29 protein-coding genes are annotated in these 23,727 nt (G+C 71.0%); 11 read left to right on the forward strand and 18 right to left on the reverse strand.

The features are described 5' to 3' along the window. Positions 1 to 7 precede the first annotated feature (7 nt). A complete protein-coding gene (locus ABD164_RS05655) occupies positions 8 to 1,132 on the reverse strand; it encodes an AI-2E family transporter (protein ID WP_344294321.1) in 1,125 nt (374 codons plus the stop codon). A gap of 106 nt (positions 1,133 to 1,238) precedes the next feature. Here ABD164_RS05655 and ABD164_RS05660 point away from each other — a divergent pair, with 106 nt between their 5' ends. After that, on the forward strand, positions 1,239 to 2,684 hold the full coding sequence (locus tag ABD164_RS05660; RefSeq protein WP_425545910.1) for an MDR family MFS transporter: 1,446 nt from the start codon (positions 1,239 to 1,241) through the stop codon (positions 2,682 to 2,684). A gap of 154 nt (positions 2,685 to 2,838) precedes the next feature. Here ABD164_RS05660 and ABD164_RS05665 read toward each other — a convergent pair whose 3' ends face one another. The 6 genes from ABD164_RS05665 to ABD164_RS05690 form a co-directional block, all read right to left on the reverse strand. After that, a complete protein-coding gene (locus ABD164_RS05665) occupies positions 2,839 to 4,275 on the reverse strand; it encodes a lipase maturation factor family protein (RefSeq protein ID WP_344294323.1) in 1,437 nt (478 codons plus the stop codon). A gap of 136 nt (positions 4,276 to 4,411) precedes the next feature. Beyond that, positions 4,412 to 4,810, reverse strand: a complete 399-nt coding sequence (locus tag ABD164_RS05670) for a nuclear transport factor 2 family protein (RefSeq protein WP_344294325.1) — start codon at positions 4,808 to 4,810, stop codon at positions 4,412 to 4,414. A 75-nt stretch (positions 4,811 to 4,885) separates the two neighbouring features. Then, entirely contained in the window at positions 4,886 to 5,950 is a 1,065-nt protein-coding gene (locus ABD164_RS05675) for a cation diffusion facilitator family transporter (RefSeq protein ID WP_344294327.1), read from the reverse strand. Beyond that, the gene (locus ABD164_RS05680) at positions 5,947 to 6,366 is read right to left on the reverse strand and encodes an ArsR/SmtB family transcription factor (RefSeq protein ID WP_344294329.1); all 420 of its coding nucleotides are present in this window, start codon (positions 6,364 to 6,366) and stop codon (positions 5,947 to 5,949) included. Before ABD164_RS05680 ends, ABD164_RS05675 begins: the two co-directional genes overlap by 4 nt. A gap of 139 nt (positions 6,367 to 6,505) precedes the next feature. After that, positions 6,506 to 7,966 (reverse strand): phytoene desaturase family protein, encoded by a 1,461-nt coding sequence (locus ABD164_RS05685; protein WP_344294331.1) that lies wholly within the window; start codon positions 7,964 to 7,966, stop codon positions 6,506 to 6,508. A gap of 3 nt (positions 7,967 to 7,969) precedes the next feature. Next, positions 7,970 to 8,662 carry an NUDIX hydrolase gene (locus ABD164_RS05690; protein ID WP_344294333.1) on the reverse strand — a complete coding sequence of 231 codons (693 nt, stop codon included), beginning with the start codon at positions 8,660 to 8,662 and terminating at the stop codon, positions 7,970 to 7,972. A gap of 58 nt (positions 8,663 to 8,720) precedes the next feature. Here ABD164_RS05690 and ABD164_RS05695 point away from each other — a divergent pair, with 58 nt between their 5' ends. Next, the gene (locus ABD164_RS05695; RefSeq protein WP_344294335.1) at positions 8,721 to 9,539 is read left to right on the forward strand and encodes an MBL fold metallo-hydrolase; all 819 of its coding nucleotides are present in this window, start codon (positions 8,721 to 8,723) and stop codon (positions 9,537 to 9,539) included. A gap of 4 nt (positions 9,540 to 9,543) precedes the next feature. Here ABD164_RS05695 and ABD164_RS05700 read toward each other — a convergent pair whose 3' ends face one another. After that, complete coding sequence (locus ABD164_RS05700; protein ID WP_344294337.1) at positions 9,544 to 10,113, reverse strand: NADPH-dependent F420 reductase; 570 nt, start codon at positions 10,111 to 10,113, stop codon at positions 9,544 to 9,546. 102 nt (positions 10,114 to 10,215) lie between these two features. Between ABD164_RS05700 and ABD164_RS05705 the strand changes: the two genes are divergently transcribed. From ABD164_RS05705 to ABD164_RS05725, 5 genes are all read left to right on the forward strand, one after another. Continuing rightward, entirely contained in the window at positions 10,216 to 10,737 is a 522-nt protein-coding gene (locus ABD164_RS05705; protein WP_344294339.1) for a MarR family winged helix-turn-helix transcriptional regulator, read from the forward strand. A 75-nt stretch (positions 10,738 to 10,812) separates the two neighbouring features. Continuing rightward, positions 10,813 to 11,436 carry a ClpP family protease gene (locus ABD164_RS05710; protein ID WP_344294340.1) on the forward strand — a complete coding sequence of 208 codons (624 nt, stop codon included), beginning with the start codon at positions 10,813 to 10,815 and terminating at the stop codon, positions 11,434 to 11,436. Then, the gene (locus ABD164_RS05715; protein WP_344294342.1) at positions 11,433 to 12,023 is read left to right on the forward strand and encodes a ClpP family protease; all 591 of its coding nucleotides are present in this window, start codon (positions 11,433 to 11,435) and stop codon (positions 12,021 to 12,023) included. Before ABD164_RS05710 ends, ABD164_RS05715 begins: the two co-directional genes overlap by 4 nt. A gap of 46 nt (positions 12,024 to 12,069) precedes the next feature. Continuing rightward, a complete protein-coding gene (locus ABD164_RS05720; RefSeq protein WP_344294343.1) occupies positions 12,070 to 12,510 on the forward strand; it encodes a helix-turn-helix transcriptional regulator in 441 nt (146 codons plus the stop codon). 10 nt (positions 12,511 to 12,520) lie between these two features. Then, positions 12,521 to 12,931 carry a VOC family protein gene (locus ABD164_RS05725; protein ID WP_344294345.1) on the forward strand — a complete coding sequence of 137 codons (411 nt, stop codon included), beginning with the start codon at positions 12,521 to 12,523 and terminating at the stop codon, positions 12,929 to 12,931. Between the two features lie 38 nt (positions 12,932 to 12,969). Here the strand turns inward: ABD164_RS05725 and ABD164_RS05730 are convergent, their stop codons facing one another. The 5 genes from ABD164_RS05730 to ABD164_RS05750 all read right to left on the reverse strand — a co-directional run bounded on the left by ABD164_RS05730 (position 12,970) and on the right by ABD164_RS05750 (position 15,686). After that, on the reverse strand, positions 12,970 to 13,440 hold the full coding sequence (locus tag ABD164_RS05730; protein WP_344294347.1) for a helix-turn-helix domain-containing protein: 471 nt from the start codon (positions 13,438 to 13,440) through the stop codon (positions 12,970 to 12,972). A 79-nt stretch (positions 13,441 to 13,519) separates the two neighbouring features. Beyond that, the gene (locus tag ABD164_RS05735; protein ID WP_344294348.1) at positions 13,520 to 14,011 is read right to left on the reverse strand and encodes a MarR family winged helix-turn-helix transcriptional regulator; all 492 of its coding nucleotides are present in this window, start codon (positions 14,009 to 14,011) and stop codon (positions 13,520 to 13,522) included. Positions 14,012 to 14,116: 105 nt separating this feature from the next. Beyond that, positions 14,117 to 14,419: a DUF1540 domain-containing protein gene (locus ABD164_RS05740; protein WP_344294350.1), complete on the reverse strand. Its 303-nt coding sequence runs from the start codon at positions 14,417 to 14,419 to the stop codon at positions 14,117 to 14,119. A gap of 190 nt (positions 14,420 to 14,609) precedes the next feature. Then, positions 14,610 to 14,801 (reverse strand): hypothetical protein, encoded by a 192-nt coding sequence (locus ABD164_RS05745; RefSeq protein ID WP_344294352.1) that lies wholly within the window; start codon positions 14,799 to 14,801, stop codon positions 14,610 to 14,612. A gap of 246 nt (positions 14,802 to 15,047) precedes the next feature. After that, entirely contained in the window at positions 15,048 to 15,686 is a 639-nt protein-coding gene (locus tag ABD164_RS05750; protein ID WP_344294354.1) for an NAD(P)H-binding protein, read from the reverse strand. 84 nt (positions 15,687 to 15,770) lie between these two features. On the opposite strand from ABD164_RS05750, the gene ABD164_RS05755 reads away from it, so the two are divergent. Continuing rightward, positions 15,771 to 16,241 carry an NUDIX hydrolase gene (locus ABD164_RS05755; protein WP_344294356.1) on the forward strand — a complete coding sequence of 157 codons (471 nt, stop codon included), beginning with the start codon at positions 15,771 to 15,773 and terminating at the stop codon, positions 16,239 to 16,241. 28 nt (positions 16,242 to 16,269) lie between these two features. Here ABD164_RS05755 and ABD164_RS05760 read toward each other — a convergent pair whose 3' ends face one another. Beyond that, positions 16,270 to 16,962, reverse strand: coding sequence for an NAD-dependent deacylase (locus ABD164_RS05760; RefSeq protein WP_344294358.1), 693 nt, complete (start codon positions 16,960 to 16,962; stop codon positions 16,270 to 16,272). A 219-nt stretch (positions 16,963 to 17,181) separates the two neighbouring features. Between ABD164_RS05760 and ABD164_RS05765 the strand changes: the two genes are divergently transcribed. After that, positions 17,182 to 18,147 (forward strand): transposase, encoded by a 966-nt coding sequence (locus ABD164_RS05765; protein ID WP_344294360.1) that lies wholly within the window; start codon positions 17,182 to 17,184, stop codon positions 18,145 to 18,147. A 12-nt stretch (positions 18,148 to 18,159) separates the two neighbouring features. Here the strand turns inward: ABD164_RS05765 and ABD164_RS05770 are convergent, their stop codons facing one another. The 3 genes from ABD164_RS05770 to ABD164_RS05780 are packed head-to-tail and all read right to left on the reverse strand — an operon-like array spanning position 18,160 to position 19,843. Next, positions 18,160 to 18,771, reverse strand: a complete 612-nt coding sequence (locus ABD164_RS05770) for a class I SAM-dependent methyltransferase (RefSeq protein ID WP_344294362.1) — start codon at positions 18,769 to 18,771, stop codon at positions 18,160 to 18,162. A gap of 31 nt (positions 18,772 to 18,802) precedes the next feature. Continuing rightward, the gene (locus ABD164_RS05775; RefSeq protein WP_344294364.1) at positions 18,803 to 19,642 is read right to left on the reverse strand and encodes an alpha/beta fold hydrolase; all 840 of its coding nucleotides are present in this window, start codon (positions 19,640 to 19,642) and stop codon (positions 18,803 to 18,805) included. A gap of 6 nt (positions 19,643 to 19,648) precedes the next feature. After that, positions 19,649 to 19,843 carry a hypothetical protein gene (locus ABD164_RS05780; protein ID WP_344294366.1) on the reverse strand — a complete coding sequence of 65 codons (195 nt, stop codon included), beginning with the start codon at positions 19,841 to 19,843 and terminating at the stop codon, positions 19,649 to 19,651. A 223-nt stretch (positions 19,844 to 20,066) separates the two neighbouring features. Between ABD164_RS05780 and ABD164_RS05785 the strand changes: the two genes are divergently transcribed. After that, complete coding sequence (locus tag ABD164_RS05785; RefSeq protein WP_344294368.1) at positions 20,067 to 21,197, forward strand: trans-sulfuration enzyme family protein; 1,131 nt, start codon at positions 20,067 to 20,069, stop codon at positions 21,195 to 21,197. A 69-nt stretch (positions 21,198 to 21,266) separates the two neighbouring features. Continuing rightward, positions 21,267 to 22,535: an endonuclease/exonuclease/phosphatase family protein gene (locus tag ABD164_RS05790; RefSeq protein WP_425545911.1), complete on the forward strand. Its 1,269-nt coding sequence runs from the start codon at positions 21,267 to 21,269 to the stop codon at positions 22,533 to 22,535. A gap of 81 nt (positions 22,536 to 22,616) precedes the next feature. Here the strand turns inward: ABD164_RS05790 and ABD164_RS05795 are convergent, their stop codons facing one another. Then, positions 22,617 to 23,639: an NAD(P)-dependent alcohol dehydrogenase gene (locus ABD164_RS05795; protein ID WP_344294370.1), complete on the reverse strand. Its 1,023-nt coding sequence runs from the start codon at positions 23,637 to 23,639 to the stop codon at positions 22,617 to 22,619. Positions 23,640 to 23,727: the final 88 nt, after the last annotated feature.

The following is a 23,727-nucleotide window of genomic DNA, read 5'->3' on the forward strand; positions in this document are numbered from 1 at the left end:
ACGCCGACTAGACGGAATCCTGCCGCGGGAACAGCACCTTCTCGATGACGATGATGAGCGACGCCGCCACGGGGATCGCGACGAGGGCGCCGAGCACCCCCCCGAGCGTGCCGCCCGCGACCGCGGCGATCACGACCAGGGCACCCGGCACGGCGACTGCGCGGCTCATGATGCGGGGACTCAGCACGTAGGCCTCGACCTGCATGTAGATGAGGTAGTAGATGGCCGCGGCGATCGCGGTGGCCGGCGATGCCGCAAGCGAGACGAGGGTGATGATCACCGCGCCGGTGAGCGTTCCGACGAGCGGCACGAGCGAGAACAGGAACGCGATGAAGGCGAGCAGAATGGGGGCCGGCGCGCCGATGATCGTCAGGTAGATGAAGCTCAGCACGCCGTTGACCGAGGCCAGGCTCACCTGGCCGATGACGTAGCGACCGACCGACCCGGTGATCTCTTCTGAGACGTCTCGGTAGCCGCCGCGTGAGCTGGCCGGCACGAACCGCGCCGCGTAGCGCTTCATCGAGTCGAGCGACGCGAGGAAGTACAACGTGAGGATGAGCACGATCGTGGCGCCCGTGAACCCACCGGCGATGCCCGCACCGACGGCGAGGATACCACCGCCGAGGGCGCCGAGGTTCGCCGGGTCGGCGAGCCAGTCCCCGGCCGACGCGATCGCTTCTTCGATCGCATCGTCGCCGATGATCGAATTCAGCCAGATGACGAGATCGCTGCCCTGCGCCGACGCGACGATGTCGTCCCAGTTCTGGATGAGGTTCGTCGTCTCGCGGATGACGATCGGCACGATCGTGGCGATCAGCCCGACGAAGAGGCCGATGACCGCAGCGAAGACGATGAGAATCGCAACCCACCGCGGCATGCCGCGCCGCTGCAGCCAGCTGACAACCGGGTCGAGGCCGAGCGCGAGGAACAGCGCGAGCGCGACGTAGAGGATGACCGTGCCGAGCTGGCCCACGATGCCGCCCAGCAGAATCGCGAGCAGCACGCCCAGCGCACCGACGAAGCCGATCTGGAATGCGCGGATGCGCACCTCGGGCGCGCGCGACCCGCCATCGGTCGTGACCTCGGTGCGGGGTGGCTCGGGTGCCGCCGGCCGCTTCGTTCGAATCCGCATGGTGCAGACGCTACACAGGGGCAGGGGCATCCCTCGGGAATGAAACGGATGCCGCGGCGATTGTGCTGAAGGGGGCGTGCGAGCTGCGCGTCACAAGGGGAGGAACGTGAGCGAGACCACCGCCGTCGGATTCCGGTCGGAGCGCGGGCCCGTGCTCATCGCGGTGATGCTCGCGACCGGGCTCATCGCGATCGACTCGACGATCCTCGCAACAGCCGTACCGTCGATCGTCGACGATCTCGGCGGCTTCGCCCAGTTCCCATGGCTGTTCTCGATCTACCTGCTCGCGCAAGCCGTCTCGGTGCCGGTGTACTCGAAGCTCGCCGACACCATCGGCCGCAAGCCGATCATGCTCTTCGGCATCGGGTTGTTCCTCGTCGGATCGGTGCTCTGCGGGTTCGCGTGGGACATGACCTCGCTCATCGTGTTCCGCGCCGTGCAAGGGCTCGGTGCCGGTGCCGTGCTGCCGGTGTCGATCACGATCACCGGCGACATCTACAGCGTGCGCGAGCGTGCGCGGGTGCAGGGCTACATCGCGAGCGTGTGGGCGATCTCATCGGTGGTCGGGCCGACCCTCGGCGGCGTGTTCGCCGAGTTCGCCTCGTGGCGGTGGATCTTCTTCGTCAACATCCCGCTCTGCCTCATCGCCGCGTTCATGCTGATGCGCAACTACCACGAGTCGGTCGGGCGCGAGAAGCACCGCATCGATTACGCCGGTGCATCGGTGCTCACGGTCGGCCTCACGCTCGTGATCCTCGCCGTGCTCGAGGGCGGGCAGGCATGGGCCTGGCTGTCATGGCAGAGCCTCGCCGCGTTCGGCCTCGGCGGCGTGCTGCTCGTCGCGTTCGTCTTCATCGAGCGCCGGGCCGCCGAGCCGGTGCTGCCACTCTGGGTGTTCTCGCGGCGGCTCATCGTCACGACCTCGCTGATCTCGCTCGGGGTCGGCGCGGTGCTCATCGGCCTGACCTCCTACGTGCCGACGTTCCTCGAGGCGACAGCGGATGCCTCTCCTCTCGTCTCGGGTCTCGCGGTGGCCGCGCTCACGCTGGGCTGGCCGATCGCGGCCTCGAACTCGGGGCGGCTGTTCCTGCGCATCGGCTTCCGCCGCACGGCGCTCATCGGGCTGACCATCACCGTGTCGGGCGCGGCCGCACTGCTCGCGGCGTCGTTCGCCCCGAACGTCTGGACGACCGCGATCGCCTGCTTCATCGTGGGCCTCGGACTCGGACTCGTCGCCTCGCCCACCCTCATCGCCGCGCAGTCGTCGGTGCCGTGGGCCGAGCGCGGCGTGGTGACCGGCGCGAACATGTTCCTGCGCTCGATGGGCAGCGCGGTCGGTGTGGCGATCTTCGGGGCGGTCGCGAACGGCGTGATCGCCCGGTCGGGGCTCGGCGAGCACTCCCCCGTCGCGATCCAGTCGGCGTCGGCTGCGGTGTTCCTCTCGGTCGTGGTCGCGGCCGTCGTCACGATCGCGGCCGCGATCGCGATGCCCGCCGCACACGTCGACGACATCGAGCACCGCGAGGCCGAGCCCGCGTCGGTCGCCGAATAGCACCGGTCGAGTAGCGCCGGTCGAGCAGCGCCGGTCGAGTAGCGCCGGTCGAGTAGCGCCCGACGAAGGAGGACGCGTATCGAGACCCAGCAGCCTGCGACGTTTCACCGGATCTCGAGACGCCCGCTGCGCTCGCTACTCGATCGACGAAGGCTCACCGCAGCGCCGCCGGCCCGATCACCTCGCCCTCGAGGGTGCGCACCCAGCGGTCTCCCGTCGCGCGGCGCTCGGCGCGCGTCGCGAAGCGGTAGTGGTAGGCGTACGCCCGCACCCACGTCGGCGCGACCCCGTCGAACGGATCGTGGGCGAGCAACCTCAGCGTCGGGGCATCCGCTTCGAGCAGTCGCTTCAGCAGCGTCTCGAACCACGGTTCCCACATGCGCCCGAGCGGCAGGAACCACATCAACCAGTCGAGCCGCAGGTGATACGGCGCCCACTGCCTCGGCAGGGCGCGCACGTCACCGGGCTTGCCCTTGAACGCGTACTCCCGCCAGTCGGCGTCGTCGGGCGACACGTCGAGCGTGCCCTCGACGACGATCTCGATGCGGCGCTTCGTGACGGTGCCGAACGCGCCATATGCGTTCACGAGCATGTACCGGTTGAAGCTCGCGTTCATGAGCTGACGTCGCGAGAACAGGTTGCGGACCGGCCACCAGCTGAGCACGAGAATCAGGGCGGATGCCCCGAGCACGACGATGACCCACCACAGCGGCGTCGTCGTGGTGTCGGTGCCGAGGTCTGCCGGAATGGCGGGGATGACGGCGTGCCAGACCGGGTCGGAGATCGCTGAGGCTGCGAGCACCACGGTGATCCAGTTGAGCCACGCGAAGTTGCCCGTGACGATGAGCCAGAGCTGCGTGAGGATCACGATGGTCGCGGCCGCCGAGCCGACCGGACCCGGCACAAAGAGGAAGAACGGCACGACGAGCTGGGCGAAGTGGTTGCCGAGCACCTCACCCTTGTGGAACCACCTCGGCAGCAGGTGAGCCTGTCGGCTGAACGGGTTCGGCATCGGCTGCGTCTCGTGATGGTAGGTGAGCGCGGTCAGGTCGCGCCACTCCCGCCCGCCGCGGATCTTGATCATGCCCGCGCCGAACTCGAGGCGGAACACCAGCCACCAGATCGCCACGACGATCGTGATCGCCGGCGGCTGGTCGTTCGACCCCAGGAACGCCACGGTGAACAGCGCCTCGCACAGCAGCATCTCCCAGCCGAACCCGTAGAACGTCTGGCCGACGTTCACGATCGAGAGGTAGCCGATCCAGAGCGCGAGGAACACGAGCATCGGCACCCACGGAGGGCCCTGCTGCGGCAGGCCGACGACGACCGACGCCGCGAGCACCATGCCGGCGATCGCGAGCGCGACGAGCCGCCGATCGGTGTAGCCCCACCGGAACACGGTCGGCCCGCGCAGTCGCGACGCGCGCCGCAGCAGCTCGGGCACCGGCAGCAGCCCGTGCTCGCCGAGCAGCGGACGGAACTGGTTCAGCGTCGACAGGAACGCGATGAACGCGAGCGCCCCCACCCCGCGCTGCACGATCTGCCGCGCGATCTCGTAGTCGTGCGCGTCGAACCAGGAGGTCCAGTCCACGCCCTCACGCTACTGCCGGTGTCCCCCGCCGGTCGAGTGGCCCGCGCAGCGGGCAGCCCCGCCGGTCGAGTAGCGCCCGACGAAGGAGGACGCGTATCGAGACCCCGCTCTCGCGCAGCCCAGGCGGGCGCGCCGGCTACGCGAACAGCTCGTCGACGGCGTACGGGTCGAAGATGTCGAGCCGGATGTCGCTGAACTTCCCGTTGTGCACGCGCATCACCGCTGCCGCGTCCCAGCTGGCAGACCGTCCGTCGCCCCGTCGCGCCTCGACCGACACGAGCTGGATCGCGTAGTCGTCGTTCGCCACGATGTCGTGCAGCGAACGCGTGAACGACCCACCTTCGCCCAGCAGTTCGTCGATCTTGGCCACCCACTTCCGGATCCCGTCCTTGCCACGGTGAATGCCCGACAGGGCGTTCCGGCCCGGATAGTGGAGCACGACGTCGTCGGTGTAGTGCTCGAGCATGCCCTCGAGATCGCCTCGAAGAGCGGCCTTCATCTCGCTTCGCGCGAGTTCCGCATTCGGATGCGTCATCATCGACCTCCTCGAACCGGTCGGCTGCCGGCAGGAATGCGATGAACGAGAGCCGACCCGATCCACGCGCTCAGGCTACGCCGATGCCTGCCTCGCCGCGTGACGAACCTGCACCGTGACGACGTCGAGCTTCGGAAGCGCGTTGCGCAGGCGTGCCTCGGCGTCGTCGGCGGCCGTGCCGAGCCCGTGGGCTGGTGCATCGTGATCCATCAGCACGACGGCTTCGCTGCTCAGCCGGTGTCCGATCCACCGCAACCGGACCGTGCCGACGCCGGCGACGCCCGCACCGTCGGCGAGCGCCTGCTCGGCCTTGTCGAGCAACTCGGGCTCGATGCCGTCCATCAGGCGGCGACCGACATTCCTGGTGGTGCCCCACAGCAGCACGATGATCGCCGCCGCGATCACGAGGCCCACGATCGGGTCGGCGAGCGGAAAGCCGAGCATCGCCCCGAACGCGCCGACCACCACTGCGAGCGAGGTGAACCCGTCGGTGCGCGCATGCACGCCGTCGGCGACGAGCGCCGCCGAGCCGATGCGGCGCCCCACCCGGATGCGGTAGATCGCGACGGCCTCGTTGCCGAGGAACCCGACGACGCCCGCGGCCACGAGCCAACCGAGGTTTGCCAGCGGTTGGGGATTCAGCAGCCGGTCGATCGACTGCCACGCCGCGACGATCGCCGACACCCCGACCACGAGGACGATGAAGAGACCCGCGAGGTCTTCGGCACGGCCGTACCCGTAGGGGTAGCGGCGCGAGGGCGCTCTCCTGGCGAGCACGAACGCGATCCACAGCGGCCCGGCGGTGAGCGCGTCGGAGAAGTTGTGCACCGTGTCGGCCAGCAGTGCCACCGAGTTGCTGATGAACACGATCGCGAACTGCAGCATGGTCGTGGCGAGTAGCACGAGCAGGCTCACCTTCAGCGCGCGCACGCCCTGCGCACTCGCCTCGAGCGCGTCGTCGACCGAGTCGGCGGCATCGTGCGTGTGCGGCATGAAGACCTCGTGCACGAAACCGCGGATGCCGCTGGGGTGGGCGTGCTCGCGGGGGTGGTCGTGCACGGCGTGGTCGTGCTCACCCGCCCGAGCGTGCTGGTGCTCGTGAGCGTGCGGTTCACGCGCGTTCACGCGCGCAGGTCTCATGATCGTGCCTCGCTTGCGATCTGGTCAACCGCCGCGGCAGTGCCGACCGCACCGGGCGAGGCCGCGTCGGCGTGGTGATGCCGCGGGATGCCCCCGAGCGAGTGCTCGGCCTGGAAGATCGCGTCGGCCACGAGCTGGCGCGCGTGCTCGTTCTCGAGGCGATAGAAGACCTTCGTGCCCTCGTGCCGCGTGGCGACGATGCGTGCGAGCCGAAGTTTCGCGAGGTGCTGCGACACGGCGGCCGGCGCCTTGTCGACGAGGTCGGCGAGCAGGTTCACCGAGAGCTCGCCGTGGTCGCGCAGGGCGAGGATGATGCGAATACGCGTGGCGTCGGCGAGCATCGAGAACACCTCGACGGCGAGCTCGACGTACTCGCCGTCGGGCGAGCGTCCGCATACCTTCGTATCTGCATTCATATGCAGATATGCTACACGATCGGATGCCGCGACACCCGCATTCGCCCCACGTGACGACCTTTCATCAGGTGACGTGCACTGGCGATCGCCCGTTGACCGGCAAAAGGTCGTCACGCAGAGCGGGGGCGAGCGCTAGCGGTCAGTCGATGCCGAAGCGCTCGCGGAGCGCGAGCTTGGCCGCCCACCACCCGTTCATGCCGTGCACGGCCGGGCCGGGCGGCGTCGCGCTCGAGCAGAGGTACACGCCCTCGACGGGAGTGCGCCACGGCGCCGTCGACACCACGGGGCGCTTCACGAGCTGCGTCATCGAGAGCGCGCCGGCGTAGATGTCGCCGCCGACGTAGTTGCGGTTGTACGCCCCGATCTCTGCGGCCGAGCTCGCCGCCGAGGCGAGCACCACGTCGCGGAACCCCGGCGCGAAGCGCTCGATCGCGGCGGTCACCGCCTCGGTCGCATCTTGCCTCGACCCGGCGGGCACGTGCGTGTACGCCCAGAGCACGTGCCTGCCGGCGGGTGCGCGGGTCGGGTCGACGACGCTCGGCTGGGTGACGAGCACATACGGATGCCGCGGGGCTCCGCCGCCCGCGATGCGGGGGTTCAGCCCGGGCTGCAGGCCACGAGCGACGGCGTTCTCGGCGGCGGCCATCTCGCGGCGGCTGCCGCCGACGTGCACGGTCGGCGCGAGCGCGACGGAAGGGTTCGCCCAGGGCACCGGGTCGGTCAATGCGAAGTCGACCTTCGCGACGCCCGATCCGTAGCGGTAGCCGCGCAGGGCGCGCTCGTAGCGCGGCGGCAGGTCGGCCGTCAGCAGCAGGTCGGGCGAGGTGTCGAGCAGCACCGCCCGGGAGTCGGCGGTCACGGCGCCGAGCGCGTCGACCGGGGAATCGGTCACGATCTCGACGCCCCGCTCGACGAGCTCGGCGGCGAGCGCGTCGGCGATCGCCTGGGATCCGCCCTTCGGGAACCCCCAGCCGACGCCGTGCGCGTGCATCGCGAGCAACAGCGCCGCGCCGGCCGAGGCGAGCGAGGGCATGCCACCAGCTGCATGTGCTGCGACGCCGGTGAAGAGCGCGGGGGCGACGTCGCCCGAGAACCGCGTGTTCCACGCACCCGAGCCCTGCTCGAGTGCCCGCAGCCCGAACCGGAGCGCCGCGATCGGGTCGCGCGGCACCCGCAGCAGCTGCCCGCCGGTGAAGTCGACGACGCCGCGCTGACGTGCGAGCAGCGGGGCGATGAGGCGCCGCCACGCGGGACCGTCGGCGCCGAGTCCCTCGACCGTGCGGTCGAGGTCGCGCCACGCGATGCCCGCCCGTCCGCCGGGCAGCGGGTGCGCGTACGACGCCTCGGGCACGATCCACTCGGGGGCGTGCGGCCCGTCGAACAAGCCGAGCTTTCGGAACACCGGCGATGCGAGCCCGGCCGGATGCACCGCCGAGCACACATCGTGGCGGAACCCCGGCAGAGTGAGCTCGGCGGTGCGAACTCCTCCGCCGATCGTCGGCGCGGCCTCGAGCACGCGCACGCTGAGCCCGGCGCGGGCCGCGATGACGGCAGCGACGAGCCCATTGGGCCCGCTGCCGACGACCGTGACGTCAACCACGGATCAGTACGCGTTGAGATAGACCCACGGCAGTGAGTCCATCACGAGTCGGTGGCGAGGGCCGGCATCGCCCTGCGGCGCGGCCGCCGGGTCGTACTCGGCGTCCTCCTGCCAGATCACGAGGCGGCGGGCCTCGTCGCGGCGCGCGCGGTAATCGTGCACGCCCCGGCCGGAGTACTCGGTGAGCACCTCATCGACGGATGTCGCATGCGTCAAGCCGTGCAAGGTGACCCAGGTGGGCGGCCACAGCGTCATGGTGCCGCCGGCATGACGTTCGAGCGCGTCGGCCGGCCGCACCCACTCGGCCGAGACGACCTCATCGGGTGCGAGCACGAGCTCGCCGTCGGGCACGCGCACGGCGAAGAACGTCGTGGTGAGCGGCTTCGGGGCGCCCTTCGGCGGAGTCCATACCGCGATCGGCACGAGCTCGTCGATGTCGACCTCGAGGCCGACCTCTTCGCGGGTCTCGCGCACGGCCGCCCGGCGGGCGGCCTCGATGCCGCCGATACCGTCGCCCGCGACATCCGCTCGCTCGACCACGCCGCCCGGGAAGACCCACGCGCCGGCGAACGAGCCCCGGCCACTGGGCCGCTCGGCCAGCAGCACCTCGACGCCGCGCTCGCCGTCGCGCAGCAGTACGACCGTCGCGGCCCAGCCCGCGCCGTCGTTCGACGGGGGCGGTGCATTGTCGGCCATGCAGTTCAGCCTAGGCCCGGCACGACGTCAGCGCACGGGCGACGGATACACTGCGGGCATGAGCGAGTCCGAGCTTCCCGGCGTGCAGGCAACGACCCTCGCGCGGGTGATGCTCGCGCCGAACCCCGGCCCCATGACGCTCGACGGCACGAACTCCTTCGTACTGCGCGCGCCGGGTTCGCCGAGCGTCGTCGTCGTCGTCGACCCGGGCCCGTCCGACGCCGGGCACCTCGCTCGTCTGGCGGGCTTCGGGCGCGTCGAGCTCGTGCTCGTCACGCACAACCACATCGATCACACCGAGTCGCTCGCCGAATTCGCGCGAATGACGGATGCCCCGGTGCGCGCGATCGACGCCGCGCTCTGCATCGGGGGCGAACCGCTCGTCGACGGTGAGCGCATCGAGGCTGCCGGGCTCGCCATCGAGGTCGTGGCGACGCCCGGTCACACGGCCGACTCGGTGTGCTTCGCGCTGCCCGGCGATGCGCCGCTCGGCGCCGCCGACGCTGCGCACGGCTCGGTGCTCACGGGCGACACGATCCTCGGCCGCGGCACGACGATCATCTCCGACCCCGACGGAGCCCTCGGCCCCTACCTCGACTCACTCGAGCGGCTGCGCGCCCTCGGCACGCACGGCCCGGTCGTGGCCCTCACCGGGCACGGACCGGTGCTGCCCGACCTCGCGGCGATCTGCGACGCGTACCTGGCGCATCGCGCCGAGCGGCTCGACCAGGTGCGCGCGGCGCTGCGCCGGCTCGGCGACGACGCCACGACCGCGCAGGTCACCGACGCCGTCTACGCAGACGCGGATGCCTCGGTGCGATTCGCAGCCGAGGCATCCGTTCGTGCGCAGTTGAAGTACCTGCGCGGCACGGCCTGAGGGGTTACGCGGCGACCGCGAAGCCACCCGTCCACTGGATCTTCTCCTGCACGGCGAGGGTGAGCTGCAGGAAGCCGACGGCCTCGAGCTCGCGGGCGCGCTTGAGCGAACCGGCATCGACGGCGGCGACGCCACCGGCGCGCACGATGTCGATGAGCGTGTTCTTGGCGTCGACGTCGTCACCGGCGACGAGCACCGTGGTGGGGTTGCTGCCGACCTGCTTCGACGCGAGGGTCGCGGCGAAGTTCGTGTTGAAGGCCTTGAGCACGCGCGAGTTCGGCAGGGCGGCGGCGATCTCGCCGGCCTTCGAGCCGTCGGCGGGGGCGACGAGCGAGTCGAAGGTCTCGAAGTTCAGGGGGTTGGTGATGTCGACGACGATCTTGCCGGCGAGCTGCTCGCCGCGCTGCTCGAGGATCTCGGCGACCGAGGGGTGCGCCACGGCGAGCACGACGATCTCGCCGTTGATGTCTGCGGTGTCGCGGGTGATGTACTCGACCGTGTGGCCTGCCGCCGCGACGATGCCGCCGATCGCAGAGCCCATGTTGCCGTTTCCGATGATGCTGACCGTCGTCATGTCTTCCTCTCCGCATCGGATTTCGATGCGATTACTTGTTCCGACAACTATTACTGTACCGCACTTCGGTTGTCGCGTCAACTATTGCGGTAGACTTGCCGCATGACGAGTGAAACGAAGTGGCTCAACACCGAGGAATCCGCCGCCTGGGTGCGCCTCGTCGCGCTCGCAGAACTGCTGCCGGGTGCCCTCGACGCGCAGTTGCTGCGCGACGCCGGGCTCACCCACTTCGAGTACGGCGCGCTCATGGCGATCGCCGACGCCCCCGACCGCACGATGCGCATGACCGAGCTCGCCTCGCGCACGAACGCGACGCTGCCGCGACTCTCGCACGTCGCGCGCCGGCTTGAAGAGCGCGGGCTCATCGAGCGGTACCCGTGTCCCGAAGACCGCCGGGCGACGAACGCCACGATCACCGAGGCCGGCATGCAACTCATCGCCGACGCCGCCCCCGGGCATGTCGCCACCGTGCGCGAGACGGTGCTCGACGCACTCACGCAGGAGCAGCTCGAGCAGCTCTATGCGATCGCAGGCGCCGTGCTCACGAGGCTCGACCCCGACTCGCGCCTCACCGCGACCTCGTGCCAGTTCAGCGAGGGCCCGATCCTCGCCCACGCCGGCTGACCCGCGCTGCTCTGGGCAGTGCTGCCGTGAGCGGCATCGGGCCTGCGGGCGCTGCGGCGCGCGCAGGCTGGGGTCATGACCGATCACGAGACCCCACCGATCCACCCGATCGACGCCGAACTCACCCGACGGCTCTTCCATGAGCGCGTGATCGTGCTCGGCGACGAGCTCGACCAGGCGGGCGGCAACCGCCTCATCGCGCAGCTGCTCACGCTCGCGGCCGACGACCCGCGCCGGGACATCCGCTTCTTCATCAACTCACCGGGCGGTTCGGTGCCCGCCATGCTCGCGATCATGGACGTGATGCGGGCCATCCCGAACGACGTCGCGACCGTCGCGATCGGCTGGGCGGCGAGCGCCGGGCAGTTCCTGCTGACCGCGGGCACGCCCGGCAAGCGGCTCGCGCTGCCGCACGCCCGCGTGCTCATGCACCAGGGCTCTGCGGGCATCGGCGGCACCGCGGTCGACGTCGAGTTGCAGGCCGACGACCTGCGGTACACGCGCGATGTCGTGCTCGGCATCACCGCCGAACTCACGGGCCAGCCGATCGAGCGCATCACGCAGGATTCGCTGCGCGACCGCTGGTACACCGCCGGGCAGGCCGTCGACTACGGCTTCATCGACCGCGTCGTCGACGAGTTCGACGAGCTCTACCCGAGCCCCGCGCACGCGGCTGCAGGATTGCGGGTGCCGGCATGACTGGTTACACGATCCCCTACGTCGTCGAGAAGCGCGGCAACAACGAGCGCTCACTCGACGTCTACAGCCGCCTGCTGTCGGAGCGCATCGTCTACCTCGGCACCGAGATCGACGACGGCGTCGCGAACGTGCTCATCGCGCAGTTCCTGCACCTCGCGTCGGAATCGAGCGAGACGCCGATCAGCCTGTACCTGAACTCCCCCGGCGGGTCGCCGGGCGCGGCCCTCGCGGTCTACGACACCATGGCGCACATCAGGCCGGATGTCGCGACCACGTGCGTCGGGCAGGCCGGCGGGCCGGCCGCCGTGCTGCTGGCGGGCGGAGCCAGGGGGCAGCGCGCGATGCTGCCGCACAGCACGGTGACGCTGCACCAGCCGTCGACCCAGGGCCGCGGCACCGTTCCCGACCTCATCATCCACGCCGACGAGGTCGTGCGGGTGCGCGCCGAGCTCGAAGCTGCGCTGGCTGCCGACACGGGACGCTCGGTCGAGGCGCTGCGCCACGACACCGACCGCGACCTGATCCTGCCCGCCGAGGCGGCCGTCGCCTACGGGCTCGCCGACCACGTGCTCACGGCGCAGGCGTGATCTCGAACGCAGGCACGAGGTCGGCGCCCGGTGCTACCGTCGAAGCATGACCCCGCAGGAGCTCGAGACGCTCGCCCACCTGCGCCGCGCCCGCGACCTCATCGATCGCGAGTACGCGAGGCCGCTCGACGTGCCGACCATGGCCGCGAAGGCGCTCATGTCGCCGGCCCATTTCTCGCGACAGTTCCGTGCGGCCTACGGCGAGACTCCCTACAGCTACCTCATGACGCGCCGCATCGAACGTGCCATGGCGTTGCTGCGGGTCGGGGAGAGCGTCACCGACGCATGCATGACCGTCGGCTGTACCTCGCTCGGCTCGTTCAGTTCGCGGTTCACCGAGATCGTGGGCGAGTCGCCCACGGCCTACCGCCGGCGCAAGCACGACGCGGTCGAGGCGATGCCGCCGTTCGTCGCGAAGATGCAGACGCGCCCGGCCCGAAACCGATCGAGCAGGAATCGAGAAGCAACCGCAGGGGCGGCGGCGTAGCGTCGTCGCCATGACCATCGCACTCCAGTACCTGAACATCACCGTCAACGACGTCGACGAGTCGATTCCCTTCTACCGCGACGCGCTCGGGCTCGAGGTGCAGAACGACGTGGCCTCGGGCGAATTCCGCTGGGTCACGCTCGGCAGCGACGCGCAGCCCGGCCTCGGCCTCGTGCTCTCGGTGCCCCATGCCGGCCGTTCGCAGGCCGACGGCGACGCCCTGCAAGAGCTGCTCACCAAGGGCTCGCTGCCCCTGTTCGTGTTCCGCTCCGACGACGTCGACGCGGCCTTCGAGCGCGTGCGCGCGTGGGGCGCCGAAGTGTTGCAAGAGCCCATGGACCAGGGCTACGGCCCGCGCGACTGCGCCTTCCGCGACCCGTCGGGCAACACCGTACGCATTGCGCAGGCTCCCACAGCCTGATCGCGCCGATGCCGGCACGGCCGCCGTGTTGCGAGCGCTCAGGCAGCCAGCAAGAACGTGTCGGCGGGACGGCTCGCGCCCGCGACATCCGATTCGAACACCACGCGCGGATGCCGCGACCCGGCGTCGAGCCGGAACGCGAGCGACGTCTCGACCGCGAGCCGTTCACGTCGCTCGGCCTCGCGTCGCTCGGCGGCACGGCGGTCGCCGAGCCGCTCGCCCACGCGGTGCACGACCTCGAAGAGATCGAGGCCGAGCGCGTCGGCGACCGAGCCGAGGATCTCGCTCGACGGCTCCTTTCGGCCGCGCTCGATCTCGGAGAGGTACTGCGGCGAGACGCCCGCCGTCGCGGCGACTTCGGTGAGGATGCGCTCCTGATCGCGGCGCTCTGCGCGCAGCACCTCTCCGAGCACGTCGCGCCAGAGCGCCTTCGGCGTGCGCGAGCCGGGCGTGCGCGAGCCGGGCCTGCGCGAGCCGGGCCTGCGCGAGAATTCGACGACGTCACCCATGACGAGAGGCTAACCGCGGGGCGACCCTCCCGAAAGGTCGATCCGCTCAGAGCAGAACGACGGCTCGGTGCGCCGGAGTTCAGCTGGCGGCGGCTTCGCGCTGGTCGTGGTCGCGGTGCATGCGCAGCCGCTCGCGCAGCCGCGCCGAGCCGCTCGCGATCGCCGCCTTCTCGTCGGCGGTGAGCACATCGAGGAAGTGGGTGCGGATCGCCGATGCGTGATCGCGCATCGCACCGAGCAGCGCACGACGCCCGTCAGGCGTGAGGACGATGAGCGAGCCCCGCGCATCGGTGTCGCAGTCGACCCGCTCGACGAGTCCGCGCGCCGCCATGCGCGTGAGCTGGTGCGAGAGGCGGCTCTTCTCCCACCCGATCGCCTCGGCCAGCACGCCCGGGCGCAGCCGCCGATCTTCGGCCTGGAACAGGGTGAGCATCACGGTGTAGTCGCCCTGCGAGATGCCGGCATCGCTCATCAGCCGACGATCGAGCTCACGAGAGAGTTCGCGATGCACGAGCACGTAGTCGGCCCATAACGCCCACTCGGACCCGTCGATCGCAGACACCTCGGACATGGCTCGACTCTACCGACGCCGCCGGCGGCGTCGAGCGCGTTCGCTGTCAGCGCCGATCAGCGAACATCGGCGAACGTCGGCGAACGTCGGCGAACGCCGTACGGTTCAGCTCACCTCGTAGGTGAGGCAGTCGGCACTGTCGGCGCCGGGGCCGATGCGCACCGAGGCGGCCGTGCATTCGAGGTTCGAGTTGTGGATGCACTCGCCGCGCTGGCATGCGCCCACGTGCGTGAGCACCTTGTCGAGCCCGCCCTTGCTGCTCAGCGGGATGAAGGTCGCGCATTCTGCGTGGTCGGCCGTGCCGGCGATGGTGACGGCTGCCGCGTGGCAGTGGGAATGGTCGTTGTAGGAGCATCCGGCCACCGAACACTCGGCAACAGCGGGCAGATCGTCGAGCGTCATGCTCATGGTGACCTCCAGAAGCGGTTTCGACCGTACGTGTATCTGGATGGTAGCCCCGGGCGCGCCGATCCGGCAGGTCAATGCGGGACAGTTTGCGCAGATCACGAAGACTTTTTGCTGAGGCGTGCCTCACCTAACACGCCTGCCGGCCACCTGCAGCGGGCCCTCCCCGCGGCATGCGTCTGCCCGAGGGTCGCTACGCCGGGGCGTTGTCGGGGTCGACGGTCTCGATCATGTCGTCTTCGACGGCGTTGTCGGCGTCGAGGTCGTTCACGTCGTCGCCGCGCTCGATCTCGCCGTCGACCTGGCGATCGGTCGCGGGCACGGTGTGGTTGCCCGGATGGGGCTTCGGTCGACGATCACGTTCGAGGTCTTCGTTGTTCGTCATGCCTCCAGCGTGCTCGGCGAGCGCGACGCCGTCAACGCCCTGAGGTGATCCGGCACTCGCGCTGGCCTGCCGCCCGCGGCCGGTGCAGAATGAGACCACTGACGTGGAGGTGTGCGGTGACAACCGAAATGGTGCTCTGGTCGATCCTCGGACTGATCGGCGTGGTCGGCGGTGTGCTGTTCGTCGCCGCGGGCTGGGCGCTCGTGCGCCGCCCGCCCGAGCGCTGACCTGCCGCGCGCCCGCGCCTCAGCCGATCGCGACGGCGATCGGCGTGTCGCCCGAATTGAAGCGGATCGTTCGCCCGATGGTCGCGGGATTCTGCAGCACCGCCGCGGCGACGGCGGCCACATCGGCGCGGCTGACGCTGCGACTTTCGGATGCCCCGGTGTCGATCATTCCCGTCGGCTCATCGAGCGTGAGCGAGCTCGGCCCGAGGATCGTCCACTCGAGCGCCGTGGTCGCGAGGTGCTCGTCGGCCGCGGCCTTCGCCTCGGCATAGGCGTGGAACGAGTGCGTCTCGGGAACCGAGTGGTCGGGCGAGTCGAAGTACGACACCATCACGTAACGGCGCACGCCGGCCTGCTCGGCGGCGGTCATGCTGCGGATCGCGGCGTCGCGGTCGACCGCCCGGGTGCGCGCGGGGTTGCCACCGCCGGCTCCGGCCGACCAGACGATCGCGTCGCGTCCGCTGAACAGCCCGGCGAGCCCGTCGACGTCGAGCGTCTCGATGTCGGCCACCACCGGGTTCGCCCCTGCCGCGGCGACGTCGGCCGCGTGGTCGGGATTGCGGATCAGGGACTCGACCTCGTCGCCGCGGTCGGCGAGCAGGCGTTCGAGCCGCAGCGCGACCTTGCCGTGACCCCCGATGAGTACGATGCGTGCCATGGCTGACTCCTTCGCAGACGGTGCGCGTGTCGCGTGTGCTCCTCCACGCTATCGGGCGCGCGCGCCGCAGCAGGGCGGCATGCGATGCCGGTGACGAGTGCCGGGATCCTCCTCCACCGCGGTGCCCCTGACCTCGAGGTGTTCATCGCGCACATGGGCGGCCCGTTCTGGACGGCCAAGCACGAGGGCGCCTGGACGATCCCGAAAGGCGAGTACGCCGCCGACTCCGAGGATCCGCTCGCGGCGGCGCGCCGCGAGTTCGCCGAGGAGATCGGCGCCCCGGCTCCCGATGTCGAGCTCCTCGACCTCGGGGGGTTCCGGTACTCGAGCGGTAAGCGCGTGCACGTCTTCGCAGGGGCCGCGCCGGACTTCGAGATCGACGGCGTCGAGAGCAACCTCTTCGAGCTCGAGTGGCCGCCGCGCTCAGGTCGGCGCGAGTCGTTCCCCGAGGTCGACGACGCCCGCTGGGTCGCACTCGACGAGGCGCGCGAGTTGCTCGCCAAGGGGCAGCGCCCGGTGCTCGATGCCCTGCTCGGTCGCCTCGGGCTCGGCTGAGCCGGTGCGCCGCGAGCCCACGCCCCGATCACCCGGCGGCGAGCAGCTCGTCGACCCATTCGGGCACGACGATGCCGGCCGGGCCGTGCCGCACCTCGTCGAAGAGCGGCGTGATCTCGCTCGCGGCCAGGTTGAGTTCGATCGTGCGGGCACCGTGCTCGACCGCGACCATGACGAACCCCGCGGCGGGGTACACCGCGCCCGAGGTGCCGATGGCGGCGAACTCGTCGCACGCGAGCAGGGCCTCGTCGATGTGGTCGAGCTCGTAGGGCACCTCGCCGAACCACACGACATCGGGGCGGAGCATCCGCTCGCCGCATGCAGGGCACTCGGGCCGCTCGATGAGGTTCGCCCGCACCGGCGAGCGCGCACCGCACGCGGCGCAGAGCGCCGACCCGAGCTCGCCGTGCATGTGCACGACCCTGTGCGAGCCGGCGCGCTCGTGCAGGTCGTCGATGTTCTGCGTGACGACCAGCAGGTCATCGCCGAGCTCGGCCTCGAGTCGCGCGAGGGCGACGTGCGCGGGATTCGGCTCGGTGAGCGCCACGGCGTGGCGGCGTGCGTCGTAGAAGCGCTGCACCGTGTCGGGGTCGCGCGCGAACGCCTCGGGCGTCGCGACGTCTTCGACACGATGGCCCTCCCAGAGTCCGCCCGCATCGCGGAACGTGGGCACCCCGCTCTCGGCCGAGATGCCGGCACCGGTGAGCACGACGAGTCGCATTCCCCCATTAGACCGCGTCGCGCCGGTGCGCGATAGCCGTGCCGCCGTTGAACCCCAGTCCGTCCGCCAACGTCCCCGCCGGTGCAGGAAGACCCGCACGACACGCCGACCCGCGGGAGTCGCCGGCCTGCGTGTCCGCCGCAACTTCCTGCATTCGCGTAGAGGAGCCCTTACCGCCGCGGCCTTCTGCGCGAGTGCGCGATCCGACAGGATGGTCGCATGCCCGGCGATGCGCTCACCGAGGTCGCGGCGGAGCTCTACGGCCTCCTCCCCGACGAGTTCACCGCGGCGCGCAACGAGCGCGGCCGAGCTGCGCGCGGCGACGATCGCGATCTCGCCGCGCGCATCCAAGACCTGAAGCGGCCCTCCCCCGCGGCCTGGCTCGTCAACCAGCTCGTACGTCACCGGCCCACCGAGCTCGACGAGGTGCTCGAGCTCGGCGCCGAACTTCGCGCCGCGCAGGACCACCTCGATGCCGCTCAGCTCGCACAGCTCACGAAACAGCGCCGGCAGCTCGTCGCGGCGATCGCGCGCGAGGCGGGCGACCTCGCCGACGAGCTCGGCAACCCTGTGCGCGGCCCCGCGCTCGACGCGGTCGGGCAGACCCTGCAGGCTGCGATGTCGGATGTCGCCGCCACGGCGGCGGTGCGCACCGGCCGTCTCGTGCGCGGACTCGAGGCGGTCGGCCTCGAGGTCGATCTCAAGGGCGCGGTCGCCGGCGAGGTCGAAGGCGCCGGCACGGACGTGCCGGGCTCGGGCACAGGCTCCGGTCGGGCCGGCGACGGGCGCGGCCGAGCGGGCGCCGGCCGCGGGGCGCGCGGTGGTGACGCCGAGCCGAAGGCGCCGCGCGAGTCGCGCGAGGAGCGCGCCGCGAGGGAGGCCGCGCAGGCGCGTGAGCGGGCGGCACGTGCGGCCGAAGAGGCCGAGCAACTCGCCGACGAGGCATCCGGGCAGTTCACCGAACTCGACGCACGCGTCGCCGACCTGCAGCGCACGACCGACGAGCGCACCGCAGCCCGCGACGAACTCGAAGCGCAACTGCGCCGAGCCGAAGACGAACTCGACGAGGTCGAGCGCGAGCTGCGCACCGCCACGCGCGACCGCGACCGCGCGGCCAGGGCTGCGACGGCCGCGCGGCGTGCAGCCGACGACGCGCGAGACGCGCTCGACGCGCTCGACGGGTGAGGCGCGTCGGGCTCACGCGCCGGGTGCGCGCCCGTCGAACAGCAGGGTCGGCACGGGGCCGAACGGCATCGAGCGCACCCGCACGCGGCGTACGTCGGCCGGCTCGAAGCCCGCATCCGCGAGAGCGGCGAAGGTGTCGCGGTCCCAATGGCAGCCGTGGCAGCACCGCGAGGTGATCGGCGTCGCCACCCGCTGGATGGCGCGCTTCAGCGTGCGCGGCGGGGCGACGACGTGGTCGATGAACACCGCCTGCCCGCCGGGAACGAGCACACGGCGCACCTCGGCGAGCGCGGCGGCCTGGTCGGTGACTGAGCAGAGCACGTAGGTGCCGACGACGGCGTCGACCGAGCCATCGGGCAGCGGAATCGACTCGGCGACCGCATCGAGCGGTGCCGAGGTGTGCCCCCACTCGCGGGCCCGAGTCGCGAGCTCGGCGCGACGCTCACGGTCGGGTTCGAGCCCCATCCACAGCACGCTCGGGTCGAACGCGCCGAAGTTCTCGCCCTCGCCGGCGCCGATCTCGAGCACGCGTCCGCGCACGCGCGCCACGAAATCGCGCTCGAACTCCTCGAGCTGCTCATCGTCGATCAGCGCAGGGGCTTCGACGTTCCGGTCTGTTCCCACCCGGCCATGCGAGCACGTCGAGGGGCCCGCGTCAACCCCGCACACCAGGCTTCGCGAGCAACCAGTCGAGTGCCTCGGGCATCGCGTCGAGCACCGAGATGTGCCCGTCGGAGGGGCGCAGCCAGAGCTCGGCACCGGGAATCCACCGCGCCAGCCACTCGCCGTGTGCCGGCGGGATCACCCGGTCGTCAGCTCCCTGCACCACGAGCACGGGCGCGCGAACGTCGCCCAGCTCGAACCCCCATGGCGCGGCAAGGGCGACGTCGTCGTCGACGAGGCCGCCCGGGCCGAAGGCCTCGGAACGCGCCACATCGGCGCCGAGCGACGCCCACTCGCCCTCGAGTGCCGCATAGTCGGCGGCGACGAACTGCTCGGGGTCGAACTCATCGTGCTCGGCGAACGCGGCGCGTGCCGCTCGCCCCTCACGCGCGGAGCGCAGCGCGGCGGGCGCCGCCATGCCGCCGAACCAGTCGAACCGCTCGGTGAACGGGGCAGGGCTGCCGAGAGTGACGACGCCGACGACCCGCCCTGGCGCAAGCGCGGCCGCGGCGAGCGCGTGCGGCCCACCGCCCGAGGCGCCCATCATGGCGAGCCGGTCGAGGCCGAGCGCATCGGCGATCGCCACGACATCGGCGGCCGCCGAGGCCACGTCACGACCGGGTCGTGCCGTGGACCCTCCGTAGCTCGGCCGGCCATACGAGACGACGCGGATGCCCCGCGCCGCGGCCGCGCTCAGCACCGGGTCGAGCGGCGCGCCCGTCTGCGGGGAGCCGTGGTGCCAGACGAGGGTGAACGGCCCCGAGGCATCCGACCCGGAATCGTAGGCGTGCAGCACCCCGCCCGCCCGCTCGACCTCGAACTCGGTGACCATGGCGCTTCACCGTTCGATCGAGCCCTGCGATCGCGAGCGCCCCACCGCCGAACGCAGCACGAAGAAGACGATCAGGGCGACCACGGCCACGATCGCGAGCTTGCCGATGAACCAGAGCAGGCTGAACAGCACATCGACGATGAACCAGGCGATGATCACGGCGACGATGACGCCGATGACGGTCCAGACGGTGCGGCTCATACCCCCAAGGGTAGTCGCGACTTCCGCGCACGAGCCCAGCCGGGCGCCGCAATCCCTGCTCGAGTCACCCCGAATCGTCGCGTGATCGTGCATGACACGACACGTTCGGGTGACTCGGCGCAGGTGGCCGGGTGCGGGGGCACGCCCCGCGTCCTTCGTCGTGCCGCGTATCCTGACGAGGCGAACGGATGTCCCGTGCCGCGAGCCTTTCGAAGGACCCGCCATGACCGACCCCACGACCCCCGCCCCCGCGCTGCGGCCCGAGACCGTGGCGATCGTCGCCGGGCGACCGGCACACGCGCCCGATGAGCCCCTGAACGTGCCGGTGCACCTCGCCTCGACGTACGTCGCCGGCGGCGAGCACGTGTACGGGCGTTACGGCAACCCCTCGTGGACCGCGTTCGAAGACACGCTCGGCGCGCTCGAGGGCGGGCGGTGCGTCGCGTTCGCGTCGGGCATCGCGGCGGTGTCGGCCGTGCTCGATCTCGTGCCCACCGGCCGCCGGGTGGTGGCGCCCCGGCACTCGTACACCGGCACCGTGATGCAGCTCGACGACCGGGCGTCCGCCGGCCGCATCACCGTGGAGTACGTCGACATCACCGACACGGCCGCGGTGGCCGCCGCGTGCGAGGGTGCCGCGATGCTCTGGTTCGAGTCGCCCACGAACCCGGCACTCGAGGTCGCCGACATCCCCACACTGACCGCGGCCGCGCACGCCCACGGCGCGCTCGTCGCCGTCGACAACACCTTCGCGACGCCCCTGCTGCAGCAGCCCCTCACCGACGGCGTCGACATCGTCGTGCACTCGGCGACGAAGTACATCTCGGGTCACAGCGATGTGCTCATGGGTGCGGTGATCGCCGCCGACCCGGCCCACGTCGACGCGATCACGGCCCGACGCTCGCTCGGCGGTGCCATCCCGTCGGCGCTCGAGGCGTTCCTCGCGCTGCGCGGCCTGCGCACCCTGCCCGTGCGCATGGAGCGCGCGCAGGCCACGGCTGCCGAACTCGTCGCACGGCTCGCGGGCCACCCGGCGCTCGACGAGGTGCGCTACCCCGGCTTCGGCGCGATCATCTCGATCGTGGTGCGCGGCGGCGCGGCCCCGGCCGAGGCGCTCGTCGGTCGCACCCGGCTGTGGATCCACGCAACGAGCCTCGGCGGCGTCGAGTCGACCTTCGAGCGCCGCCGGCGCTGGCCGGCCGAGGCGCCGACCATCCCCGAGGGGCTCGTGCGTCTCTCGGTCGGGCTCGAGCATGTCGACGACCTGTACGCCGACCTCACGGGCGCCCTCGACGAGGTGGCCGGTGCCGGCGACTTCGCGGACGACGCCGTGTCGCGGCATCCGCTCACCTGAGGTTCTTCCGCTCGTCACTCGTGAGGCCTACCGTGTCAGGTGAAGCAGCCGCCTCACGAAGGAGAGCGCATGTCCCCGAAACACCGCATCACCACCGCACTGACCGCCACCGCGGTCGGCGTGCTGGCCGCCGCCACGGTCGGCGCGGGTGGCGCGATGGCCGCACCGCCGGCGGGCGCCGGCACCACCGAGCTGCGCGTCGCGACCTACAACCTGTCGCTCAACCGCAACGCCGAGGGCCAGCTCGTCACCGACCTCAGCACCACGACGAACGCCCAGGCGAAGACCGTCGCCGAGATCATCCAGCGGGTGAACCCCGACGTCGTGCTGCTCAACGAGTTCGACTTCGTCGAGGGCGGCGTCGCGGCCGACCTGTTCCGAGAGAACTACCTCGAGCTGTCGCAGGGCGGCGCCGACCCGGTCGTGTATCCCTACGCCTACGTCGCAGAGTCGAACACCGGCATCGCGAGCGGCTTCGACCTCAACAACAACGGCGTGGTCGCCGACACCGTCGGCCAGCCCGGGTACGGCGACGACGCGTTCGGATTCGGGGCGTTCCCGGGCCAGTTCGGCATGGCCGTGCTCTCGAAGTACCCGATCGACACCGACGCGGTGCGCACCTTCCAGAAGTTCCTCTGGAAGGACATGCCGGGCGCGCTGCTGCCCGATGACCCGAACACGGCAGCTCCGGCCGACTGGTACTCGGCCGAAGAGCTCGACGTGTTCCGACTCTCGAGCAAGTCGCACTGGGACGTGCCGATCGACGTGAACGGCCGCACCGTGCACGCGCTCGTCTCGCACCCGACGCCGCCCACGTTCGACGGCGCCGAAGACCGCAACGGCAAGCGCAACCACGACGAGATCCGCTTCTGGGCCGACTACGTCACGCCCGGCACGACAGCGCGGTACATCACCGACGACGCGGGAGCCACGGGCGGCCTCGAGCCGGGCGAATCATTCGTCATCCTCGGCGACCAGAACGCCGACCCACTCGACGGCGATTCAGTCGCGGCGGCGATCGACCAGCTGCTCGACCACCCGCGCATCACCGACCCGCAGCCGATGTCTGCCGGCGCTGCCGAGGCATCGGTGCTGCAGGCCGGGGCGAATCTCACGCACCGGGGCGACCCGTCGACCGACACCGCCGACTTCAACGACAACCCGGCGCCAGGCAACCTGCGTGCCGATTACGTGCTGCCGTCGAAGGACCTCAGCGTGCGCGGCGCCGGCGTGTTCTGGCCGGTGCAGGCCGACCCGCTGTCGGCGCTGACGGGCACGTTCCCGTTCCCGTCGAGCGACCACCGGCTCGTGTGGGTCGACGTGAAGGTGCGCGGTTGACCCCGCGTTCCGAGCGCGACGCATGACGGATGCCGCGGGCTTCGGCTCGCGGCATCCGATCGTCGTCGACCGTGGTGCGCGCTACGCGATGCGCAGCACGACGCTGCCCGTCTTGTGGCCGGTGTCGACGTAGCGGTGCGCCTCGACGACGTCGTCGAGCTCGTACGTGCGGTCGATGACCGGCCGCAGTGCGCCGGCATCGGCGAGCCGCGACAGCTCGGCGAACCGTTCGTGCGTGACGGGCGCGCCCGAGAAGGTCACGAGCTTGCCGCTGCGCCGGCTGTCGCGTGAGGCGCGCAGCATGCCGCGCAGGCTCGTGACCACGAGCAGCAGCGCCCCGCCGGGCTTGATCGAGTCGGCGACCCGGTCGAACGGCGCGTTGCCGACGCAGTCGAAGACGGCGTCGTAGGTCTCACCGTTCTTCGTGAAGTCGTCGGTCGTGTAGTCGATGACGTGATCGGCGCCGAGCGAGCGCACGAGCTCGACGTTGCGCGGGCCGCACACGGCGGTGACCCGCGCACCGCGCTGCATCGCGAGCTGCACGGCGGCGGTGCCGACCGCGCCCGACGCTCCGTTGACGAGCACTTCGTCGCCAGGACCCACGCCGGCCCTGTCGAGGAACGACAGCGCGGTGTGCCCGCCGAACACGAGGGCGACCGACTGCTGCATGTCGAGGCTGCGGGGCTTGCGCGCGATCGCCTTCGACTGCGGCACCCGGGCGTACTCGGCGTGGCCGCCGAACATCGAACCGGGCATCGCGATGACCTCGTCGCCGGGCGCGAACCCTGTGACCTCGTGCCCGACGGCCACGACCACGCCCGCGACGTCCATGCCGAGGATCGGCTTTCGCGGACGGAACACGCCGAGCGAGATCGGCACGAGGAACCCGAGCCCGTCGGGCAGGTCGCGGCTGCGCATGCGGTAGTCGGCGATGCTCACGGTGCTGGCGTGCACGCGGACGAGCAGCTCGTCGGCCCTCGGCTTCGTCGTCGGCCGCTGCTCGATGCGAACGGCCTCGGGGCCGCCGAACCGGTAGGCGACGGCGGCACGCATCCGCGTGCCGGGCTGCATGCCCTGCTGCTCGGCTCGGCGTTCGGTCTCCATCACTGCCTTCCCTTACCTTACGCTGTAAGTCTTACACTGTAAGATAGCGCGTGATCGCCCAGATGTCGAGAGGTTCTCGAACATTCGC

The organism is Agromyces neolithicus, from assembly GCF_039529735.1.
GTDB lineage: Bacteria > Actinomycetota > Actinomycetes > Actinomycetales > Microbacteriaceae > Agromyces > Agromyces neolithicus.

What these genes read in the sequence shown, in the direction of transcription:
- ABD164_RS05655 (WP_344294321.1), bottom strand. Translation starts at nt 1,132, where the DNA reads ATGCGGATTCGAACGAAGCGGCCGGCGGCACCCGAGCCACCCCGCACC.
- ABD164_RS05670 (WP_344294325.1), bottom strand. Translation starts at nt 4,810, where the DNA reads ATGACGCATCCGAATGCGGAACTCGCGCGAAGCGAGATGAAGGCCGCT.
- ABD164_RS05675 (WP_344294327.1), bottom strand. Translation starts at nt 5,950, where the DNA reads ATGAGACCTGCGCGCGTGAACGCGCGTGAACCGCACGCTCACGAGCAC.
- ABD164_RS05680 (WP_344294329.1), bottom strand. Translation starts at nt 6,366, where the DNA reads ATGAATGCAGATACGAAGGTATGCGGACGCTCGCCCGACGGCGAGTAC.
- ABD164_RS05690 (WP_344294333.1), bottom strand. Translation starts at nt 8,662, where the DNA reads ATGGCCGACAATGCACCGCCCCCGTCGAACGACGGCGCGGGCTGGGCC.
- ABD164_RS05695 (WP_344294335.1), top strand. Translation starts at nt 8,721, where the DNA reads ATGAGCGAGTCCGAGCTTCCCGGCGTGCAGGCAACGACCCTCGCGCGG.
- ABD164_RS05700 (WP_344294337.1), bottom strand. Translation starts at nt 10,113, where the DNA reads ATGACGACGGTCAGCATCATCGGAAACGGCAACATGGGCTCTGCGATC.
- ABD164_RS05705 (WP_344294339.1), top strand. Translation starts at nt 10,216, where the DNA reads ATGACGAGTGAAACGAAGTGGCTCAACACCGAGGAATCCGCCGCCTGG.
- ABD164_RS05710 (WP_344294340.1), top strand. Translation starts at nt 10,813, where the DNA reads ATGACCGATCACGAGACCCCACCGATCCACCCGATCGACGCCGAACTC.
- ABD164_RS05715 (WP_344294342.1), top strand. Translation starts at nt 11,433, where the DNA reads ATGACTGGTTACACGATCCCCTACGTCGTCGAGAAGCGCGGCAACAAC.
- ABD164_RS05720 (WP_344294343.1), top strand. Translation starts at nt 12,070, where the DNA reads ATGACCCCGCAGGAGCTCGAGACGCTCGCCCACCTGCGCCGCGCCCGC.
- ABD164_RS05725 (WP_344294345.1), top strand. Translation starts at nt 12,521, where the DNA reads ATGACCATCGCACTCCAGTACCTGAACATCACCGTCAACGACGTCGAC.
- ABD164_RS05730 (WP_344294347.1), bottom strand. Translation starts at nt 13,440, where the DNA reads ATGGGTGACGTCGTCGAATTCTCGCGCAGGCCCGGCTCGCGCAGGCCC.
- ABD164_RS05735 (WP_344294348.1), bottom strand. Translation starts at nt 14,011, where the DNA reads ATGTCCGAGGTGTCTGCGATCGACGGGTCCGAGTGGGCGTTATGGGCC.
- ABD164_RS05740 (WP_344294350.1), bottom strand. Translation starts at nt 14,419, where the DNA reads ATGAGCATGACGCTCGACGATCTGCCCGCTGTTGCCGAGTGTTCGGTG.
- ABD164_RS05745 (WP_344294352.1), bottom strand. Translation starts at nt 14,801, where the DNA reads ATGACGAACAACGAAGACCTCGAACGTGATCGTCGACCGAAGCCCCAT.
- ABD164_RS05750 (WP_344294354.1), bottom strand. Translation starts at nt 15,686, where the DNA reads ATGGCACGCATCGTACTCATCGGGGGTCACGGCAAGGTCGCGCTGCGG.
- ABD164_RS05755 (WP_344294356.1), top strand. Translation starts at nt 15,771, where the DNA reads ATGCCGGTGACGAGTGCCGGGATCCTCCTCCACCGCGGTGCCCCTGAC.
- ABD164_RS05760 (WP_344294358.1), bottom strand. Translation starts at nt 16,962, where the DNA reads ATGCGACTCGTCGTGCTCACCGGTGCCGGCATCTCGGCCGAGAGCGGG.
- ABD164_RS05765 (WP_344294360.1), top strand. Translation starts at nt 17,182, where the DNA reads ATGCCCGGCGATGCGCTCACCGAGGTCGCGGCGGAGCTCTACGGCCTC.
- ABD164_RS05775 (WP_344294364.1), bottom strand. Translation starts at nt 19,642, where the DNA reads ATGGTCACCGAGTTCGAGGTCGAGCGGGCGGGCGGGGTGCTGCACGCC.
- ABD164_RS05780 (WP_344294366.1), bottom strand. Translation starts at nt 19,843, where the DNA reads ATGAGCCGCACCGTCTGGACCGTCATCGGCGTCATCGTCGCCGTGATC.
- ABD164_RS05785 (WP_344294368.1), top strand. Translation starts at nt 20,067, where the DNA reads ATGACCGACCCCACGACCCCCGCCCCCGCGCTGCGGCCCGAGACCGTG.
- ABD164_RS05790 (WP_425545911.1), top strand. Translation starts at nt 21,267, where the DNA reads ATGTCCCCGAAACACCGCATCACCACCGCACTGACCGCCACCGCGGTC.
- ABD164_RS05795 (WP_344294370.1), bottom strand. Translation starts at nt 23,639, where the DNA reads ATGGAGACCGAACGCCGAGCCGAGCAGCAGGGCATGCAGCCCGGCACG.